This is a genomic window from Photobacterium piscicola, from assembly GCF_046058925.1.
Lineage (GTDB): Bacteria > Pseudomonadota > Gammaproteobacteria > Enterobacterales > Vibrionaceae > Photobacterium > Photobacterium piscicola.
Map to the genome: position 1 here is coordinate 804403 of NZ_CP175535.1, position 19911 is coordinate 824313.

Here is a 19911-nt window from a genome sequence, read left to right on the forward strand (position 1 = left end):
ATAGCTGTGGGCGAGTTGTTGCTTATGCCGGGCCATTTATTGCTCAACGGGCAAGATGTTGCTCATATTGAGCAAGTTATTGCCTAAAATGGAGGCAAAGGAAAATATTCATTTAATTTCAATAGGTTGTAATTTTTACTGTTGGCTTGATAATTGCATGATATAGCTCGTTGTAGGTAGTACGAAATAACATATGTGCTTTGTCACAGCGTTTGATCTATTTTTATGGGGAGTAGTAACCATTGAGTACGATGGGTTTTTATCACGGTCGACAATTTACGTTTGTGGATGACGAAAGCACACTTAGAAATTCAACAAGATATCAATTGATTAGAGATGAGATTAATCGCCTTAATAATCCCTCCTATGGAAAAATCGATTGGGATAAAGTTAAGAGGTTGTGTGAGGATCTTGCTCGCACTGACGGATTAAACTTTCTGACGACACTTTATTATACGACAGCATTAGTAAAAGAGAGTGGGATAGGTGGGCTCGCTAATGGTCTTGAACTTCAACTTGCTGCGCTGATGCACCTTTATAATAATAACGATGCTAATCTCATAAAATGTGCAGATCTCTATCGTTGGTTGATTGCCAGATTAGGTGATGACTTACGTCGATTAGAACCTAAGCAGTCACAATTAAAAGATCTTTATCGTTGTGAGCGTTGTTGTAAAGAAATTTATGAACTGTTTCTTGATGTCCATCCTCAACATGTTCCTGATTTAGAAGCCATTAGCTATGTGATTTTTGAACATGTCGATTATCTTGAAGGGAATATAAAGCCAATAGCGTTAGTTGAAGAAAAGCAGATGGATAAGGTGGATGATATTCCGCCTGAATTACCATCGCATAAGAATAAACACCGCATACGTCCATATTGGATATTTTGCTTAGGTTTACTAGTAGGATTATCAGTTTTTGTGATTAAAGGGTATTTAGAGCCCACAACGCCTAAGGTGGATCATCAAGATTCGTTCCCTGTGTCTAGTGTGAATAAATCACTGAGTATTCCTTTATCTTTACGCCCTGCGACTGATATACAAATAGAACCAAATCAAACGCATATTGCCGATATTAAAGAGCGGTTTGAGACACAATATCGACGTTTTAAGCTTACCAGAACCAATATTGCAAACTTACAACAAACAATGAGCCAAAGTAAAAACAATAAGATGGCCTCATTATCAGAAGATCTCAACGATTACGCGATTGGTTTATCACCCGTTTATGGAAGAATTAGTTATATTGAGCAACAAATAATTAATAAAAATCAGCCAGAAGTACAAAAAGAGCTTCAACAACTTGATAGTGAAATAAAAGGCTTAGCATTAAAATTTTCACAATTAGAAAGTCTAAGTAAAAATATTTAAAGACTATGAGCATTGTTTAATGAATGGATAAGAATAAGGAAGGTTGGGTTAAGTGATGTATAGAAAATATCTGAGTATACTAATAAGCACATGTGTATTAACAGCATGTAATGGAGAGACAACTGCTTCAGTAACCAGTAAAACGGTACCAGCTGAAAAAATCAATCAAATAGAAGCGAAAGTAAAAAAGCTTTACCCTGATGCAGATACCAAACTTCAACATCAAATCGTGGCTGTTGCTGTTGAATCACTAGAAAGCATGGTGTTTATTAAGGGGGGGACCTTTATGATGGGCGCATTTAAAGGTCCTTGTGATCCGATAACAACCGATAGGATGGATTGGTCGCCAGATGTTAAATGTAATACTTCAATGTCAAATCCTGAAACTGGTGCTGACTTTATTCATAAAGTGACATTGAGTAACTATTCATTAGCTAATCATGAAACTACATATTATGGCTTTGATGCTTTTCAACGAGCACATGATCTCCCTATAGTTGATGCTGATATGAGAGAAAAATACAATATTCCTGATGAACAATTTAAAAATAAGCCGACTCCAACCAAAACGTGGCAGGAAGCAAAAGATTATTGTTTATGGCTAGGAGATCTAACAGGGTATCCAATTGATTTACCGACAGAAGCACAATGGGAATATGCAGCTAGGGATCGAGGTAAATATATTTATTACCCAACGAATAACGGTTATCTTCAACCTGAAGGCGGTCATTATTTAGTGGGTGATATCTATGTGGATTATAAAAAAGATGAGTGGAACTATGGTGAGTATGGGCATATTAAACGTTATCCACCTAATCCGTTAGGTCTATACGATATGGCTGGTAATGCTAGAGAATGGATGAATGATTGGTATGCAAAAGATTATTATCAACATTCAACTGAATATGATCCTCAAGGTCCAGCGAATGGAACAGAAAAAGTGCTCCGAAGTATTATTAAGCCTTTGACAACTAGTAGAGCTCATGCTGTTCCTATTCAACAAATATATTATTTATCAAATGGTTTCCGTTGTGCAGTACAACAAATAATACCTGTCAAATAATACATAGTTTGTGTGGACAATAATTATTGCTTATTGTCCACTTATAATGTTATTGATCTAAATTTTGTTGTTTTTTTCTTTTTTGCGTTAAATTAGACACAGTGAATGGTGCTTTTACTTGTTGTGGTTGCATTAAAGAGGGAGGAATCATTCCTAGATTTTGTAAATGATTTAACGATGCTAATTGGCTTAGCCATTGATTAAATTCAAATTGTTGCCTACCATCTAAAATATAATTAATTCTTTGTAAATTATCTATAAGATCTGTGTCAGAATTTTGTTTTTTACCTGTTTCATTCATATGTGCTAACACTTCAATAAATTTACGCCAAGAACGTATAGCTCCTTTTAACAATAAACAAATAGCATTTTCTTGTGGTTCTTCTAGATTCCACCAATAGGTGTGAATTAAAGTATTAAGCATTATTCCAATCGTTTCTGGGGGTAAGGTTTTAATATTCACATTACTGTATGTTGCTTGGTTTAAAATTCGGTGGCTCAAACGTTTTGCTTCATCTGAAATAAAGGATTTATTCTTTATGTACACTAACCGTTCACCCCACCAATTGTTTAATTTAATATCACCTATTTTAATTGCGTTTTTTATTGTATTTTTGTTTATATCTGAAAAAGCAAGATAGACACTTGAAGTGGCATAGTTAATTTGGCCACCTAGTTAGAGGTGATATCATCACCTCATAATTTAATAGGTGACACTATGACTAAAAGAATACGCCCTAATTTTACACCTGAATTTCGATTAGAATCAGCACAACTCGTTTTAGACCAAGGCTACTCTGTAAAAGAAGCTGCGGAAGCAATGAATGTTGGTAAATCAACAATGGATAAGTGGGTTCGACAGCTGAAAGATGAACGTGGTGGAATGACACCGAAAGCAACACCAATGACGCCTGATCAGCTTAAAATTCGTGAATTAGAGAAGAAGATTAAACGGATTGAAATGGAGAAAGAAATACTAAAAAAAGCAACCGCTCTTTTGGCCTCGGACTCATTCAAAACTTCATATTAGTTGATGAATTAAAAGCTTATTATCCTGTATCTATCCTTTGTCATGTCTTTGATATTCATCGCAGTAGCTATAAATATTGGACTAAACGGCCTAAAACGCAGTCAAAAGAGCAAGTGCTATTATCTAGTGAAGTGAAGGCTGCACATCGTGCCAGTAGTGGCTCTGCTGGAGCCAGAACAATTGCAGGTATCGTTACGACTAAAGGCGTGCCGTTAAGTCGATATAAGGCAACTAACATCATGAAACAACTAGGATTAGTCAGTTGTCAGGTTAAAAAACATCGTTATAAAAAAGTAGAAAATGAACATTTAAATATTCCCAATACATTAGATCGCCAGTTTGCAGTTACTGAGCCTAATCAGGTTTGGTGTGGCGACGTGACATATATTTGGTCAGGACAACGTTGGTTGTACCTTGCTGTTGTGATTGATTTATTTGCCCGTAAAGTGATTGGTTGGGCAACGTCAGGCTCACCCAATACAGATCTAACAGGTAAAGCCCTTTCGATGGCTTATGAAGTTCGAGGGGCGCCTAAAAGTGTTATGTTTCATTCAGATCAAGGCTGTCATTACACAAGTAAACAATATCGCCGATTACTTTGGCGGTATCAAATTACACAAAGTATGAGTCGACGTGGAAATTGTTGGGATAACGCCCCAATGGAACGATTTTTTAGAAGTTTTAAAACAGAGTGGATGCCAACTGCGGGTTATCGCTCATCGAATGAAGCTAAAGTGGCGATCACTGAATATATTATCCGATATTACAACCAAGTCAGGCCCCATCAATATAACGGTGGCTTGACGCCTAATGAATCAGAACGCCGATTTAATAATGAATACAAATCAGTGGCCAATTTTACTTGACCACTTCAGACTGAGTTTTATAACACTACGTTAAAACAGGAGTTAGCGTTAACGGCTAGCTATATTGTTTATCCAACAGAGGATGGTCGAGCCTTATCTGTTGCCGATAATACAGATTGGGTGTGGGATGTTAATGATTTTGATCATCCATTTTCTCATGTATTACAACAAGCATCATTGATTTTACTTGATCATAATCGGTTGGTTTATTGGCAACAGAATAAAGCATTTAAGCAATTAGCTGAACTGGTTGATATTAATAGTAGTTTATTAATTGCACCATTATTTAATAGTCATAAACAAATTGCTGCAATTCAAGTATTGATCGGTAAGCAAGATATTATTAATGGATTATTGACAGACGACAATTGGCACGAGTTTAGTGATGCTTTTGTGGCGCAGTGGATGTTACTCAAAGATATGGATATGCAAAATTCGCATAAACAACAATTGAGTGATTCTATTGTACGGTTAAAAGCGCAGCAACAGGAAAAAAATGCTTGGTTAGATATGGCATGTAAGTTGATTGGAAATAGTGCTGTTATGGAACAGCTGCGAGAGCAGATAGCAATGGCTGCTAGTTCTAATCTTACGGTATTTATTCAGGGAGAAACTGGTTCAGGTAAAGAACTGGTAGCAAAAGCAGTACATAGTTTGTCATCTCGTCGTAATAAATCTTTTGTAGCGATTAATTGCGCTGCAATACCAGAGAATCTACTTGAAAGTGAATTATTTGGTTATGAGAAAGGCGCATTCACTGGTGCATTGACTAGCCGTAAGGGATTGATTGCCCAAGCTGATGGTGGTTCATTGTTTCTCGATGAGATGGGGGAGTTGCCCTTAGCTTTGCAAGCTAAATTATTACGTGTATTGGAAACGTGTCAGTATCGCCCATTAGGATCGAATAAAGAACAATCTTCTAACTTTCGTTTAATTGCTGCAACCCATGTTAATTTACGTCAAAGCGTGAATGACGGCGGTTTTAGGCAAGATCTTTATTATCGTATATACCAATACCCATTATTGGTTCCAAATTTAAATAGTCGATTAAATGATATTGATGAATTAGCAACTTATTTTATTCGCCAATATAACGATCGTGAACAACGCAATATTTTAGGCTTGTCACTTTCGGCACTTAATAAACTTAAAAGTCTTGATTATCCGGGCAATGTCCGTGAATTACGGTCATTAATTGAATTTGCTTGTGTGCAAACTCAATGTGGAGTGTTGATTGAAAAGTCAGCATTTACCACCAAGCTTCCATTGGGTATAAAAATGGAAGTGGAGAAGCTTGTTACTAATGATAATGATTTTTCAATGATTAATGATTTACGTACCGCTTTAGAAGTTTACGAAAAAGCCATTATTTGCAATCGATTAGAACAATACAATGGTGATCGTGCCAAAGCTGCGGCAAGTTTAGGTTTACCTAAACGAACATTGGCACATAAATGTCAAAAATTGGAGATCCAGATCAGATGATAATGAAATGGATAGTACTATCGCTAAGTTTGGCTTTCGTACCTAGTTTAGTGTCTGCGCAACCAAATCTATTGACTACGTTAGAGCAGGCTCAACAATGCCGAGATATTGAATCAAAGCTTGAAAGGCTACACTGTTTTGATAGTGTTTTAAATACGCCAGTGACATCTAAATCATTGATAGACAAGGAGGTTATTCAGTACCCTCCATCATGGGTACGAGCTGTTAATAGTGAAAAAAAACGTGGAGAAAAAGAAGGATTTATTTTAAATCAGCAAGATGAAGGGAATGACTTTTCACGTATGTGGTTAACTGTAACTGCAATAAATGTTTCGTCACAATCTAAGACTCAATTGGCTCCAATTTTGATGTTATCTTGTTTTGAAAAAATAACTCGTATTCAATTAATTTTACCGCACCCAATTAAAGCGGGAAAAGTTACTGTATCAATCCCTGGTTCTCCTGTTGTAACGCAAGATTGGATCAGTGATGACAGTGGTTATTTATTGCGCTCTGGCCGTGGAATACCCGCAATTGATGCAATAAAGGCGATGATTTCTGCTCCACAATTGATATTACGCTCAGATATAGCCGGTATTGATAATGTAGAGTTTGATAATAAAAATCTTGCTGAGGCTGTTAAGCCAATGCGAGAAATTTGTCGTTGGTAGGAGTATTAAATGTCAATGACAAGCTTTAGAGAGCAACTGCTTACTCCAATAATGACAGACAATCCTGTTGGTGAGCGCTTGAAAGATGATCCTCAGCTGAATTTTATTGATAGTCAGATGATGAAAGTTGGCTCCCTCGCTCATGGTGAAGTGCAATGGGAAAAAGTTGAAAAGAGTGCCGTAAATTTACTCTCAACAAAATCGAAAGATATCAAATTACTGACAGTGTTAATACAGTGCCTGCAATATAAACCTACGCCTGAACGCTTCACTTTATCTATTGGTGTGTTGGTCGATTTTATCTCGTGTTTTTGGCTTGAATGTCAACCAAGACCAGGTGAACGTGGTGCTGTTCACCGTAAAAAGTTTTTTAATCAAATTTGTCAGCGAACATATGTCGCTACAGATAAATTAGACAGTACTTTGTTTGATGCTGATCTTAAAACCGAGTTAACAACGTTGTTACAAGAGCTTTATCTGCATGCTGAAGGGCTGAAGTTACCAATAGAGGTTATTGATGATATTAATGCACGTTTGCGCCATAAATTAGCGCAAGTCGATAGTACATATAAAGTTAATGATCCAAAGGTAATAGCCCCCTCAACTATAGATTCGTGTAGCAATGTCACAACATCAGTACCGATACCTAATTTAGACATCGATAATAGCAGTGATCGTAATTTTAAAATATCACTCCTGAAAGCAGTTGAATGTCTTTCTGATCTTGGCGGTGATGGTGTGATGTTAAGTATCCGTATTCGTCGTTTTGCAATGTGGTATTCAATTCATAGTTTACCTGATGCCAATATGAATGGAGAAACGCAGTTAATGCCCGTTTCATTGGATCGTATTAGTGATTATGAAGATGGCTTACAGCGTGGAGCTGATATTGAATTGTGGCGTCGAGTGGAAGAAAGCTTAACTAAAGCGCCTTATTGGTTAGATGGGCATTATTTAAGTTACCGCATCGCAATGGCGCTGGAAGAAGACACATGGGCAGAAATTATTAAAGATGAATTACACCGTTTTATGCAGCGATTACCAGCATTGAAAACGTATTTATTTAAAGGAGGGGTTCCATTTATTAGCGAAGCGACCTTGACGTGGTTAGATACCTCTGTCGGTGATTTCAATATTGCAGAAGTTAACCAAATCGGTTGTTGGAATGATAAACGTAATGAAGCACTTGTACTCGTACAAGAAGAGGGAATTGCACCTTCTCTTAAAATGCTTAATGAGGGGTTATCACAAGCGACAGAACCACGTGATGCCTTTTATTGGCGGTTATTATCAGCCGATGTGATGAAGGCTAATTCATTGACCGCAATGGCAGCAGAGCAATATCAGACTTTACATCATCAAGTAAATGCAATGTCGGTTACAGAATGGGAACCCGCATTAATTAAACAAATTGAAAATAATATTGCAGCAGAATAACCACAGGGAAAATATAAAATGTGGAATTTAATAAGATCAATCGGCTTCAGGCTTGCTTCAAGTTTTAAAACATCATTACCTGTGATTATGTTAGCAACATTTATTCTAATAAATGTTGCTATCTGGTGGGCGGGACCTTGGTTAGACATTGAAGGTCAGCAACCTTTAACGACAGTCACATCTCGTGTTGTCTTGAGCATTATTTTTTCGTTGTGTTGTTTTACGGTATGGGGCTTGATGCAATGGCATAGTTTACAACGTATAAATAAAGATAAAGCACACGAAGAGAGATTAGTTGAAGATCCTATTAAACGGTTAGAAGAGCGTCAGCAGATTGAACTTAACCAAGTTATGGGTGAGCTAAAACAAAATTTAAATAAACGTAACTATCTATATAGTTTGCCTTGGTATTTGGTATTAGGGTTAGAAAATGCAGGTAAAACAAGCCTGATTAATCGTTCTAACCAGAATTTTGTATTTTCTAGTGTCATGCGTGCATCAGGGAAAAAAAGTGAAAATCCATATTCTTTTGATTGGTGGATTAGTGATGACGCCGTATTGATTGATCCTGATGGTGAATTATTGACGCAGCGTCAAAATGAAGAAAAGAATAGCGGAGAGATGGAACGACGCTTATGGCTTAATTTTGTTAGTTGGCTAGAAAAAACGCGTTCCCAACGGCCATTAAATGGGGTTGTTATTGCTCTTGATATTGAGCATCTTGCAAGTTCAACTGTTGCTGAACGTCTTGCATACGCTAATTTATTACGAGCTCGATTACGTGAGTTGATGGAGATATTATCAACACGAATGCCCGTGTATATTACGCTGACAAAATTAGATTTGTTGCATGGTTTTGATCCCTATTTCCGTAACTATACTCAGAGTCAGCGAGAAGAAGTAATGGGTTTTACTTTTTCTCTTAATACTATAAAAGATTTCGATTATTGGCTAACTGAATTTGATCAAAATTATATTCAGTTTATTGAACGTGTTAACGATTCGTTACCCTTTGTATTACGTCATGCTGTTGATACTGAAGAACGTAGTGCTATTTACAGCTTTTCTCGTCAAGTAGCTGGGTTACATGATGTATTAAAGCAGTTATTAAAAGATGCTTTTGCAAGTGATCAATTTTCAACACCGGCATTAATTCGTGGTATTTACTTTATGTCTGTCTATCAACAAGGAGTACCAACTAATGTGTTCGTTGATGCCGCATCTCGTCGTTACGGTTTATCAAATACGATTAATAGTGCACAACACTCTAAAAACTCGACCACTTTTTTTGTAAAGAAACTTTTTAATGAAATTATTTATCCAGAAGCGGGTATTGCATCTGACAGTTTACGTGTTATCAGACATAAAGCAAAAGTACTCTGGATGTCAGTATTAGCATGTAGTATTGCATCTGTATTATTGATAGGTGGATGGCAGCGTTATTATACTCAAAATATTGCTCATGAAAATGCAGTACTGAGTCAAGTTAATCAATTTAAAAATGAATATTCAAACGTTAAGTTGATGCGTTCAGAACAAGAGTTATTAGCATCATTAAATTCAATCCGTCAAGCAACACTAGAGTTTGGAGTATTTCAAGATAAACCTAAGTTTGTATCTGATATGGGGCTCTATCAAGGACATAAGATTGGACCCAAAGTTGAAGAAACCTATTTAGGGCTATTACAATTTAAATTCTTGCCTTCATTAATGAAACAACTTGCTGTCGATATTAATGATGCTAATTCAGAGCAACAAGAGTTATCAGCATTGAGAGTATTTCGAATGTTAACCGATCGCAGTGGGCGACAGGATGATGTTGTAAGTCGATATTTTTCAAAGATTTGGCAGCATGCTTTTCCTAATGATGCTAAAACTCAAGAACAATTGCTTGCGCATTTAAATTATTCATTAGAGTACACTGATCTTCAAGGCCTTCGTAATGATGATAATAGAAATGCGATTTTAGTCATGAAGCCATACGATAATTTAATTGAAGGAACTCAACAAGATCTTAGTTCTGTAGACTTAGCTGATCGTGTTTATGACAATTTAAAGCATACAGCAGAGCAAGAGCTTGGTGCTCCTTTAAATATTAAAAAATCAGTTGGTCCAGTGTTTGAAATTGTGTTTGGCCAGCATATAGAAGATGATGCTCTAAACATTCCACAGTTATTGACTAAAAAAGGCTTTAATAGCTATTTTTTACCTAAAGTTGAGTCATTGTCTGATGTTGCGCTTGTTGATAGTTGGGTATTAGGTGAGTCAACCGTCGCTAAATTTAGTGCTGAAGATAAACAAGTGTTACGCCAGAAAATTCGTGATTTGTATGTTGATGATTATGTGAATACATGGCAATTAGCATTAAATAATATTGAAATTAAATATTTTTCAGACATTAATGACGCTGTAACTATTTTGAGTAATATAGTTGGACATAAGCAACCAATAGAGCGCTTTATTAAAACTGTTGATATAAATACGCAGTTATTTCCAACATTACCTGAAAATGATAAAGCGCGTTTGGCGTTAATGACGTCACCGCAATATCAAGTAGCGTCAATGATCGCAACCCCGTTTACTGATATAGATTTAATATTAGATAACAATGATAAACAGCCTGCGTATTTACAAGAAGTGATGACCTCAATACAGCAACTTTATCATTATATGAAAGCGATTCAAGATGCACCGGATAGGGGTAAAGCAGCTTTAGATGCAACAAAAGATAGGCTTGCGTTAAAAGGCAATGATCCTATTTATACACTTCAACAAATAGCAACTAATTTACCCAAGCCACTTGATAATTTAGTTAAAGAAATCGCAGAAGAAAGTTGGTATGTGGTTAAACAAGAAGCGATTAAGTATGTTGAAGTACGCTGGCAAAGTGATGTGTATAAGGAATATCAACAAAAGTTAATGTCTCGCTATCCATTTAATAATAATACATCGAAAGATGTCTCGTTAAAGGATTTTGAAGCTTTCTTTGCACCTAATGGTACATTGGATAATTTTTATAATAATGAGCTGAAATTATTCATTGATGACAAGCTCTCAATGGATATGAATAGTACTAATAAGTCATCCTTATTACGTAATGATGTATTGAAGCAATTTGCCAATGCGAAAAAGATTCAGCAAGCATTTTTTAATCGTAAAGGAATCTTGGATGTTGAATTTACACTTGAACCTATTAATTTAAGTGCTAACCAACGTCGTAGCGTTATTAATGTTGATGGACAATATATTGAATATAGTCATGGTTCTCGTCGGCCAGTAGAACTCATTTGGCCCAATACATTACGGGATTCTTCGATATCTAAATTATCATTAGTACCAGCATCGGCGAATTTATCACCGCGAGCTATTACGATTCAAGGGCCATGGGCATTTTTCCGTCTTCTTGAGCAAGGGCAGGTTGTAAGTGCGAGTGAAACAAGTATTGATTACAGATTTTCGATCAACGGCGGTAATGTTGTTTACCGTCTAAATACGGAAGAGGACGCTAATCCATTCACATCATCATTATTTAAGAACTTTAAATTGAGTAAGACACTTTATTAATTAAGTATCTATTTTAGATATTAAAGTTACTGATTTATTAATGATAGAAGAAGCTGCCTTGTGCAGCTTTTTCTCTATTATATGCTTAGGTAAAATATTACGATAATTTTTAGTTTAATTTTAACATCATAATCAACAAGTATGTTTGAGTGTTGTAGCATATTAAATTATCAGGATGGCTGGAGATCATAATCGATACAACTGACATTATCTTAATCCAGATTAAAGATTTTTAGATGTAGTCACGGTATTATTCATGTCAGCTTAGCGTTTATGATAACAACACATAAAAAAGAACAGCTCAATAATGCTGTTCTTTTTGTTTTTATGGCGTTGGTGAAAATAAGACGACATGATATTTAAGAGGACGTGATTTGAGTACTTTATTTACAGAAGCCCGTATTGGCAACATGGCATTAAAAAACCGCTTTGTTCGTAGTGCAACATGGGAAAATATGGCAACAGAAGATGGCCATATGACCGATAAGCTTTATGCTATTTATGAAGAGCTTGCACAAGGTGAAGTGGGGCTGATCGTAACGGGTTATGCAAATATTGTCGCAGAAGAAAAACCCAATGCTGGCATGATGGGGATGTATAACGATTCGTTTATCGAAGAATATCAAAAACTGACAGATCTTGTTCATCAATACGATTCTAAAATCGTGATGCAACTGGCCTATGGTGGCACTAAAACTACTTACAACCTTGGCGAGCGGGTGATCTTTGCACCTAGTGCGGTGTGCGAGAAAGGCACTCAAACATTAGGTCAGGCTATGACGCAAGCTGACATTGATTATATTGTTGAAGCTTTTGCATTAGCGACTAAACGCGCTCAAGATGCGGGGTTTGATGGTGTTGAAATTCATGCGGCACATACTTATCTAATTAACCAGTTTCTAAGCCCGTATTATAATCAACGTGATGATCAGTATGGCGGTAGCCTTGATAATCGTATGCGCTTTCTATTAGAAATTTACGCGAAAATTAGAACGCTAGTCGGCGATGATTTTCCGATTTTGGTGAAATTAACTGCCTCTGAATTCTTTGATGGTGGACTAACGTTTGCTGATACGCGTCTTATTTGTAAAAAGCTAGCAGCGGTTGGTGTGGATGCGATTATTATTTCAGGTAACGTGCATGGCAAGGCTGACACTATGGTGGGCGAGTCTTACGACGGTTACACCATTGAAGCTGAAGGTTACTTCCACCAATACGGTGATGTGATCAGCCAAGATGTTGATGTGCCAATAATTACTGTTGGTGGCTTAAGTGAGTTTGATGCTATTGAAGCGATGGCGAATAATACAGGTATTGAATTTTTCGCATTATCACGTCCATTACTGTCTGAACCTAAGTTAATTAAACGTTGGTTAGAGGGGTATAAGGCTGACGTTGAATGTGAACGTTGTTCAAAGTGCCGTACTCGTCGTGGTAATTTCTGTGTGACAAATAAAACTCGCAAAGCAGAATTAGCCCGCTTATAACTAATGATTTCATTTGAATAACTAAAAAGAGCTAACCTATGTGTTAGCTTTTTTTTACTGGTATTATTGGATGCGTTTGGTTGAAGAGATAACCTAAAATGAATATTTGTGAACGTTTGGTGTTATTTATCATTAACAGAGATCCTCACAAATTATTTTCATTTTGAGCCGCTCAATCAACAGAGATCAGTACTATTACCTTTGCATCATGTTGATTATTAATTTATAGTATGGAGTACTGTATTTTCACTACATGGATGCAAGGTGAAGCAATGAAAAGCAATATTTGGTTATTAATGCTCGTTATTTTAGGTGTAGGTGGTTGTGCTAATAATCACCAAATAGTGAAACCAAAGACATTTACAACCTTTGAAGATTTTCGCCAAGGCCCAAAGGATGGGGTTGATTTAGTGTGGGCACAACGGGGTATATTTAATCAGCGTTCACTGCAACGTAAAATAGCGCAGTACGATAATATTATTTATGATCAGGTGTATATCGTGCTTGATAAAGAAAAAAGTGATCACTTATCAGAAGCTGACATTATTATGATAAAAGATTACTTTATCAATCAGTTAAAATCGCTAAATACAAAGCTAACCGTTGTTGAAAAGCCACAACCTAAAACATTACGGGTGACGATTGCGATCACCAATGTGCAAACACCTAATCCTATTTTAGCGATCACAAGTAGCGTATTACCTGTAGGGTTGGGGATCTCAACCATTTCAAAAGTGCTTACAGGTGAGCATACCAATGTTGGTTCAGCGTCAATGGAAATATTGATCAGTGATGCGACAACTGGTGAGCCAATTATGGCGGCGATTGATCGTAAAAGCGGCAATAAAGACTTGAGTACGATGATTGATTCTTCTGATGATATTAAAGATGCAATTAATTGGTGGGTAAAGCGATTATCTCTGACTTTGGCGCAATATAAACAGTAATTGTCTAATATAAACAATAATAAAAGAGCGGCGATTAACATTCATTAATAGCCGCTTTTTTTAATTTAGTTATTCAACAGGATACCAATAACCAATATTAATTAGCTGGGTTAACATGGCTAAAAATGCTGGGTTATCAAGTTGTTCGCCTAATTGTGCATGAGTGATTTGTTCTTCATCACACAATAATTTAGCGGCATCAGCACACTCTGGCGGTAATTGATATTGCTCGCCATTAATATAAACAATATGAGCTTGGTCGGGATGATAAAACGCACGTAAACCACCAATACGTTTAAATGCTTCACCGTCTTCTAAGAACTGATAAGTCTCGTTATTTTGCCATGGCGGCTCAGATGCCATTACATCAAGTTCATGACGATTTTGTGTTAGATGCTCACCTAACCATTGTTTTAATAATTGTGGGTGATCCAGCACACTACGCATCATGTTTTCTAGATCTTTGGCTTCTTCTGCCAAAATAGCACCGTTGTTAGCACGAGCTGGTAATGCTGGATTATGGTAGTGCACATCACCAATATCATTCGCAATCACAAAGTCGGCATAACTGCTCAATAGTTCTTGTTTCTTTGGTGAACGGAAGCCTACGGAAAAACTCATTGATGTTTCAATTGCGTAGCCATCATGCGGGAAACCTGGCGGAATATATAAAATATCACCAGGTTCTAAAATATCGTCAATAATTGGCTCAAAACCTTTTATTTGACGTAATGCAGGATGACGACATTCTTCTTCGTAATCGTCTTTTTTAGGGCCCACGCGCCAATGACGCTTACCTGAACCTTGAGTAATGAATACATCATATTGATCGATATGAGGGCCAACACCACCGCCAGGGGTTGAGTAGCTGATCATTAGATCGTCTAGTAACCAACCGGGTAACTGACGAAATGGAGTGATCAGTTGCGCAGCACCTTCATGCCAATGGTTTGCCGCTTGAACAATGAATGACCAATTATCTGCGGGTGTATCATCAAAAGTCAGCGGTCCATGACGCACATCCCAAGTGTCGGCTAATTTAGCGATATAACGCGAATCAACTTCTTCTTCCATTGCCAGTCCAGCGAGTTCATCTGCTGAAATAGGATCGACAAAGTTTTTAAAACCGCCTTTGATAATGGTGGGTTTCTTTTGCCAAAACTCGGCAAGAAATTCTTCAAATGAAAACGTCAATTGGTACATATTATTCTATTTATTGTTGAGCTGGATGGTGATTATAACGTAATCCGTTAGTGGGGATATGATTTGTTTTTGATGGGGGCGCGGGTGGGGAAGATTAAGATCAAGCATGAGCCCTTGCTGAATGTAACAAAAAAGCGCCAACAATGACGCTTTTAAAGGTTAAATAAGTACTAAGGTTTAATGCTATTTCAAACTATACATTAGGTTACGTTTCAGGTTATGCCCCTGCGAAGTGTGACGCCATATCTGCTTTTTGAGTTAGTGTCGTAAACAATTCATTGGTAACTTTTAATGCATTATCTGTGGCAGTTTTTTCAAATTTATTAATTAAAGCTGTCGCTTGTTCTGGATGCTGCTTATAAAGGCTAAGGTATTTTTGTTCCATTATTTTCTGAGCAATAGCAGTATCAGTTTCGTATTTATCGTAGGCAGCACGAATAATAGGTTCGTTTTGTTTCCAATTCGCCATACCTAAGGTTTGTAGTTTACGCATATCCCAGAAGATAGAACCATTACTCGCGACATCTGTACCGATATCATAACCATATGGAATTTCAGTGGTTCCTTGATAGAAAGGAATGTAAACCCCAAGCGCAGTCATACCCAGGTTAATGTATTCTGTTTCACCAATCGCAATCGGTAGGTTTGGACGTACTTCAATGATATGTGATTCAGCACAACGGAATACTGAAATTGGACGATAGTGACCGAGTGGATCCGCATTTGCATATGGGTCCATCGCAGTGCCTTGGTAATGATTACGCATAATTTCTTCCACTTTTTGAAGGGAGATTTTATGTGTCGGTGTTAAGAAGACAGGGTAGTTTGGTTGGTCGCGATCAATTTGTGTTTTAAGGCTTGGGTTTAGAATATGTTGTGCAATCCATACGCGAGGGTAGTTATAAGTGATATTTTCTTGGCCGCCAGTGGTGGCATAAGCATCATGGAAATCAAAAGGTTGATTAGCTTTTGCAACATACAAACCATGTTGTTCAGCAAAAGAAACTAATGTTGGAGAGGCGAGATAATCACTGTTATTCGGTAGATATTGTTTTAAACGTGACTGGTTACCTGAAATGAAATAAGCATCTTTAGGAATTTTACGTGCCATCCATTGGTGACCACTGCCTGTTTCTAAATACCAAATTCCGGTTTTATCAATAAATCCAACCCCAAAGCCTTGTGATGCTCCTCGCTCTTCAATGATTTTACCTAGTAACTCAACGCCTTCTTTAGCACTGTGAATACGAGGTAAAATCACATTTTCGATTGAATCTTCATTAATACCATTTTTAACATTATAAGGGTCGACGGCTAGTGCGGCTTTTCGGTTAGTCAGACTTTCGGTCGATGTAATCCCTACACCTGCTGAGTTTAAACCCACTTCACCCATGGTTTTATCATGAGTATCCCAATCCTGCATTGATGTATAAGCCAATGACACTTTAGGGTAAGGATAAGTAAAACCATCAGTATTGGAATGGAATTCGCCTTTTTGATTTACTGCATGGGGGTGAAGAACAAAGTGTTTCGCCCAGATTGCTTTATAGTCTTCATTACGTGCCATGTAATAGGCACCATTGGTTGAAGCTTGATCACCAACAAGCAGAGTGGTACACGCACTTGCCGCTTGAGTACCAAGTAAACTGGCAATTGCACATGCTAATAAAGGTAGTTTTTTCATGGTCGTTAATTAAGTTTATAAAATTGATTTTTATTTTATGCTTGTTGGAATAAATGACCATATCAGTAATGACAATCTCATCTTGTTAATTTTCAGTTCATTTTTCAGCCGTAAGCACCAATATAATAATTCAAATCATAAAAGGTGGTGAGTGATATAACACTTGCGAGGTTGAGGTTTATTTTCATAAAATGGTCGTTTATGTTAATGAACTGCTTCCTATGCCCAATTTTTCTTTGAATAAAATACCTGTTGGCGTCAGATATATGCTGATGTCAGCGTTTGCCTTTGCATTAATGTCGAGCTGTGTGAAATTAGTCCATACTTATGGTATTCCGGTGTTTGAAATTGTTGCTGCGCGTGCAGTGGTATCACTGCTGATTAGCTACGCTGATGTTAAACGTAAACGGATTGATATCTGGGGTAATAATCGCAAGCTATTACTCACCCGTGGTATTACAGGTTCATTGTCATTAATTTGTGTATATTATGCGGTCTCAACGCTACCTTTAGCCGAAGCAACCATTTTACAGTACCTTAATCCTGTTTTTACGGCGGTGTTAGCGATCCTTTTCCTTAAAGAAAAAATCCATATAAGTACCATTATTTGTATATTGTGCTCAATTATGGGGTTATTACTGATGGTGGGGCCAGGACTGACGTTAGATCATGTTCAGCAGTTACCATTATTTAGTATTGGTATTGCACTGCTAGGGGCATTTGGTAGTGGGGTGTCTTATATTATTGTGAAGCGGTTGAGTAGCACGGAAGATAGTTCGGTAATTATTCTTTATTTCCCATTGATTGCCCTGCCATTATCAGTGCTATTACTGGGCGATGATTTTGTTATGCCAACCAAAGAAGCCTTTTTCTTACTGCTATTTGTAGGTATTTTTACCCAGTTTGGTCAAGTGGGCTTAACCAAAGCGATGAAAGTAGAAGTGGCAAGTAAAGCAACCGCGTATTCTTATATTCAAGTGGTGTTCTCGATCATTTTAGGTTGGTTAGTCTTTAGTGAAGTGCCGTCAGCATGGACGTTAGCGGGAGGAACGATGATAGTCATAGGTGCATTAGTGAATGTTATTGGAAGCTTACGTGCTAATAAAGTAACGGCAGCCTAAGTTCCTGTTGTTCAAATAATCCTGTGATATGTAATTAATAACCATTAAATATCACAGGATGTGCTGACTATCAGTTATTGCCTTTTTTCGATTTAATATGCACTACAGCGGTTGGATTATTAAAAATCTTACCGTGTTTAAAGCCTTTGCATGTTCCTAAAGCAGCGGTGACCCATGCTAAAATCAAGAAGGCGAACAGAATAATTGACGCCCATTGAAAAGCAGGTAAACCAGTATGAAGTGCTAATTGTGTTGTGCCTGTTACACATGTACCTACGGGGAAGGTAAAAGCCCACCATGTTAATGCAAATGGCATTTTACGGCGCATAGCACGTAGGGTTAATAATGCTGCGACACAGAACCATAACATAGCAAAGCCCCAAATAGGCACGCCATATAAAATTGCCATCACATTCATTGCACTCGCAATAGGCTCATTGACAGTAAACATCGCCGCTGTACCCAGACAACCCGCCGCAGTAATTGATTGACCTAGAGGTCCTAATACAATCCATAGCGTTGGCACACGAGCACTACCTGACGTACCTGCGTGTGCTAAACGGCTCCAGATCAAAGTAATAATAATTACTGACGCCATTAAACTCATACCGAAACAGGCATACATGCCATAAAGTAAGCTTTGTTGTGCTGCAGAATGCGTCATGTGGGATAAGAACATTGAGCCAATAGTCGCTGATACCATTGGCGGAACAACGGGCATTAACCACCCCCCAAAAGCGGCATCGTCATGAACTTCATTATGAGTAAATAAACGGTAAGGAATAATAATGGCCGTGATAATGCCGCTGATAGTACCAATCCAAAAGAGTGGCCAAGCAATATTTAGGGCTAGATGTTGTCCGAAAAGGTGAGGGCCTAATAATAACGTACCGCCAGCAACGGTGAGAAATGCCATCGGTGGTGCACCAAAGAATTGGGACATCACTGGATCGTTAAATTGACGTTTAATGATATGGGGTTTAGAAATTGTTTGGTAAGTTTTTACGATAGTCATAACGATCAGCATTGCAAAAGCAATTAACCAAACGACGGTTGCAAATCCTACTAAGTCTTTGCCTATAAAAGGTAAACCTACAGCTGCATTGGCGATAATACCAGTGCCCATAACGGATGCAAACCAATTAGGTCCCATCTCTTTTTGTAGCTCGATTTGTTGTTTATTTGTGGACATAAATATACTTTTTAATGAAAGTGTCATTGATTAATAGCGTATAGGATTTATCTTTTTAGATGAGATATGACATTACCTCTATCTTTAAATATCGATATAAAGATCAACTACAGCAGTTGTATTGTTATGTTTATTCAACGATATATAAACTATAGCGCTATTTTTTATTTTGTAAATTTGAATATAAATAAAGATAGGTTAAGTTTAACTTAAAGTCTGTGGTTGTTTTTGCATACTTATAAATTGATATTTTGTTATTTTTTGTATTTAAAGTTCCTTATGATAGTAAACATGATGCGCTCTATACTCTGAGTTAATAATAAAAGTAGGCCAAGATAATGATTAAAATAAACAATGAAAACTATTGTGGTGAGATTAATATTGATTCAAAAATAACAGGTTATGGGGAAGTACAAGGTTATTCATGGTGCTTATCATCAACCTCGACCACTATTGTTATAGAGATCGCTGAAGATCAATCGATAGACAGTAAAAGCTTGCCACTTGTGGGGTATGGCTGTGGTGGTTGGGTTTATGAGCAGCCATTAACTAAAAATGAGAATGATATCTTAGCCATAATAAATACTGCAATGATGTTATTCCGTGATAATAAAATGACTTATCTTCCGGCTGTAACATGCAGTTGTAGTGATTTATAAAAACAACTGCTTATTTATTAAATTTATAGCGTTATTATTTTTTGTGCGATAAATCAAAATAGTGTAATGAAAAATACGTTTTTAGTGATGAAAATATGCTATTAATGAATAATCAATGATAGCAGTGAA

15 protein-coding genes are annotated in these 19911 nt (G+C 37.1%); 11 read left to right on the top strand and 4 right to left on the bottom strand.

Annotated features, from left to right (window positions below; genetic code table 11):
* The first annotated feature begins 251 nt into the window (after positions 1-251).
* Together ACJZU6_RS18195 and ACJZU6_RS18200 are read left to right on the top strand one after the other, a co-directional pair.
* Positions 252-1373 (top strand): type VI secretion system ImpA family N-terminal domain-containing protein, encoded by a 1122-nt coding sequence (locus ACJZU6_RS18195; RefSeq protein WP_408901534.1) that lies wholly within the window; start codon positions 252-254, stop codon positions 1371-1373.
* Positions 1374-1428: 55 nt separating this feature from the next.
* Positions 1429-2436: a formylglycine-generating enzyme family protein gene (locus tag ACJZU6_RS18200; protein WP_408901535.1), complete on the top strand. Its 1008-nt coding sequence runs from the start codon at positions 1429-1431 to the stop codon at positions 2434-2436.
* 49 nt (positions 2437-2485) lie between these two features.
* On the opposite strand, the gene ACJZU6_RS18205 is transcribed toward ACJZU6_RS18200, so the two are convergent.
* Positions 2486-2983, bottom strand: coding sequence for a hypothetical protein (locus ACJZU6_RS18205; RefSeq protein ID WP_408901016.1), 498 nt, complete (start codon positions 2981-2983; stop codon positions 2486-2488).
* Between the two features lie 171 nt (positions 2984-3154).
* Here ACJZU6_RS18205 and ACJZU6_RS18210 point away from each other — a divergent pair.
* The 7 genes from ACJZU6_RS18210 to ACJZU6_RS18240 all read left to right on the top strand — a co-directional run bounded on the left by ACJZU6_RS18210 (position 3155) and on the right by ACJZU6_RS18240 (position 13923).
* Positions 3155-4332, top strand: a protein-coding gene (locus tag ACJZU6_RS18210) for an IS3 family transposase (protein ID WP_408900069.1) whose coding sequence is annotated in 2 segments (ribosomal slippage) — positions 3155-3413 and positions 3413-4332 — 1179 coding nt in all. Because the reading frame shifts where the segments join, the coding sequence is not laid out codon by codon here.
* 120 nt (positions 4333-4452) lie between these two features.
* Entirely contained in the window at positions 4453-5817 is a 1365-nt protein-coding gene (locus ACJZU6_RS18215) for a sigma-54 interaction domain-containing protein (RefSeq protein ID WP_408901017.1), read from the top strand.
* Entirely contained in the window at positions 5787-6488 is a 702-nt protein-coding gene (gene vasI / locus ACJZU6_RS18220; protein ID WP_408901018.1) for a type VI secretion system-associated protein VasI, read from the top strand. The genes ACJZU6_RS18215 and vasI overlap by 31 nt, the downstream gene beginning before the upstream one ends.
* Before the next feature lie 9 nt (positions 6489-6497).
* Positions 6498-7925 carry a type VI secretion system protein TssA gene (gene tssA / locus ACJZU6_RS18225; RefSeq protein ID WP_408901019.1) on the top strand — a complete coding sequence of 476 codons (1428 nt, stop codon included), beginning with the start codon at positions 6498-6500 and terminating at the stop codon, positions 7923-7925.
* Between the two features lie 18 nt (positions 7926-7943).
* Positions 7944-11489 (top strand): type VI secretion system membrane subunit TssM, encoded by a 3546-nt coding sequence (gene tssM / locus ACJZU6_RS18230; protein ID WP_408901020.1) that lies wholly within the window; start codon positions 7944-7946, stop codon positions 11487-11489.
* Between the two features lie 374 nt (positions 11490-11863).
* Positions 11864-12976, top strand: a complete 1113-nt coding sequence (locus tag ACJZU6_RS18235) for an NADH:flavin oxidoreductase (protein WP_408901021.1) — start codon at positions 11864-11866, stop codon at positions 12974-12976.
* A gap of 272 nt (positions 12977-13248) precedes the next feature.
* Positions 13249-13923, top strand: coding sequence for a DUF3313 domain-containing protein (locus tag ACJZU6_RS18240; RefSeq protein ID WP_107275688.1), 675 nt, complete (start codon positions 13249-13251; stop codon positions 13921-13923).
* Between the two features lie 69 nt (positions 13924-13992).
* Here ACJZU6_RS18240 and ACJZU6_RS18245 read toward each other — a convergent pair whose 3' ends face one another.
* Together ACJZU6_RS18245 and ACJZU6_RS18250 are read right to left on the bottom strand one after the other, a co-directional pair.
* Positions 13993-15126, bottom strand: a complete 1134-nt coding sequence (locus tag ACJZU6_RS18245) for a cupin domain-containing protein (protein ID WP_107275663.1) — start codon at positions 15124-15126, stop codon at positions 13993-13995.
* A 217-nt stretch (positions 15127-15343) separates the two neighbouring features.
* Positions 15344-16810, bottom strand: a complete 1467-nt coding sequence (locus ACJZU6_RS18250; protein WP_408901022.1) for a C69 family dipeptidase — start codon at positions 16808-16810, stop codon at positions 15344-15346.
* Between the two features lie 221 nt (positions 16811-17031).
* On the opposite strand from ACJZU6_RS18250, the gene ACJZU6_RS18255 reads away from it, so the two are divergent.
* Entirely contained in the window at positions 17032-17931 is a 900-nt protein-coding gene (locus ACJZU6_RS18255) for a DMT family transporter (RefSeq protein WP_408901023.1), read from the top strand.
* Positions 17932-18001: 70 nt separating this feature from the next.
* On the opposite strand, the gene ACJZU6_RS18260 is transcribed toward ACJZU6_RS18255, so the two are convergent.
* Positions 18002-19123, bottom strand: coding sequence for a TDT family transporter (locus tag ACJZU6_RS18260; protein WP_408901024.1), 1122 nt, complete (start codon positions 19121-19123; stop codon positions 18002-18004).
* A gap of 338 nt (positions 19124-19461) precedes the next feature.
* On the opposite strand from ACJZU6_RS18260, the gene ACJZU6_RS18265 reads away from it, so the two are divergent.
* Positions 19462-19782, top strand: a complete 321-nt coding sequence (locus ACJZU6_RS18265; RefSeq protein ID WP_080156125.1) for a hypothetical protein — start codon at positions 19462-19464, stop codon at positions 19780-19782.
* Positions 19783-19911 lie beyond the last annotated feature (129 nt).

Bases quoted from the DNA above. Each gene is read 5' to 3' on its own strand.
- tssA (WP_408901019.1), top strand. From the start codon at position 6,498: ATGTCAATGACAAGCTTTAGAGAGCAACTGCTTACTCCAATAATGACA.
- tssM (WP_408901020.1), top strand. From the start codon at position 7,944: ATGTGGAATTTAATAAGATCAATCGGCTTCAGGCTTGCTTCAAGTTTT.
- ACJZU6_RS18200 (WP_408901535.1), top strand. From the start codon at position 1,429: ATGTATAGAAAATATCTGAGTATACTAATAAGCACATGTGTATTAACA.
- ACJZU6_RS18260 (WP_408901024.1), bottom strand. From the start codon at position 19,123: ATGTCCACAAATAAACAACAAATCGAGCTACAAAAAGAGATGGGACCT.
- ACJZU6_RS18195 (WP_408901534.1), top strand. From the start codon at position 252: ATGGGTTTTTATCACGGTCGACAATTTACGTTTGTGGATGACGAAAGC.
- ACJZU6_RS18265 (WP_080156125.1), top strand. From the start codon at position 19,462: ATGATTAAAATAAACAATGAAAACTATTGTGGTGAGATTAATATTGAT.
- ACJZU6_RS18250 (WP_408901022.1), bottom strand. From the start codon at position 16,810: ATGAAAAAACTACCTTTATTAGCATGTGCAATTGCCAGTTTACTTGGT.
- ACJZU6_RS18245 (WP_107275663.1), bottom strand. From the start codon at position 15,126: ATGTACCAATTGACGTTTTCATTTGAAGAATTTCTTGCCGAGTTTTGG.
- ACJZU6_RS18255 (WP_408901023.1), top strand. From the start codon at position 17,032: ATGCCCAATTTTTCTTTGAATAAAATACCTGTTGGCGTCAGATATATG.
- ACJZU6_RS18240 (WP_107275688.1), top strand. From the start codon at position 13,249: ATGAAAAGCAATATTTGGTTATTAATGCTCGTTATTTTAGGTGTAGGT.
- vasI (WP_408901018.1), top strand. From the start codon at position 5,787: ATGTCAAAAATTGGAGATCCAGATCAGATGATAATGAAATGGATAGTA.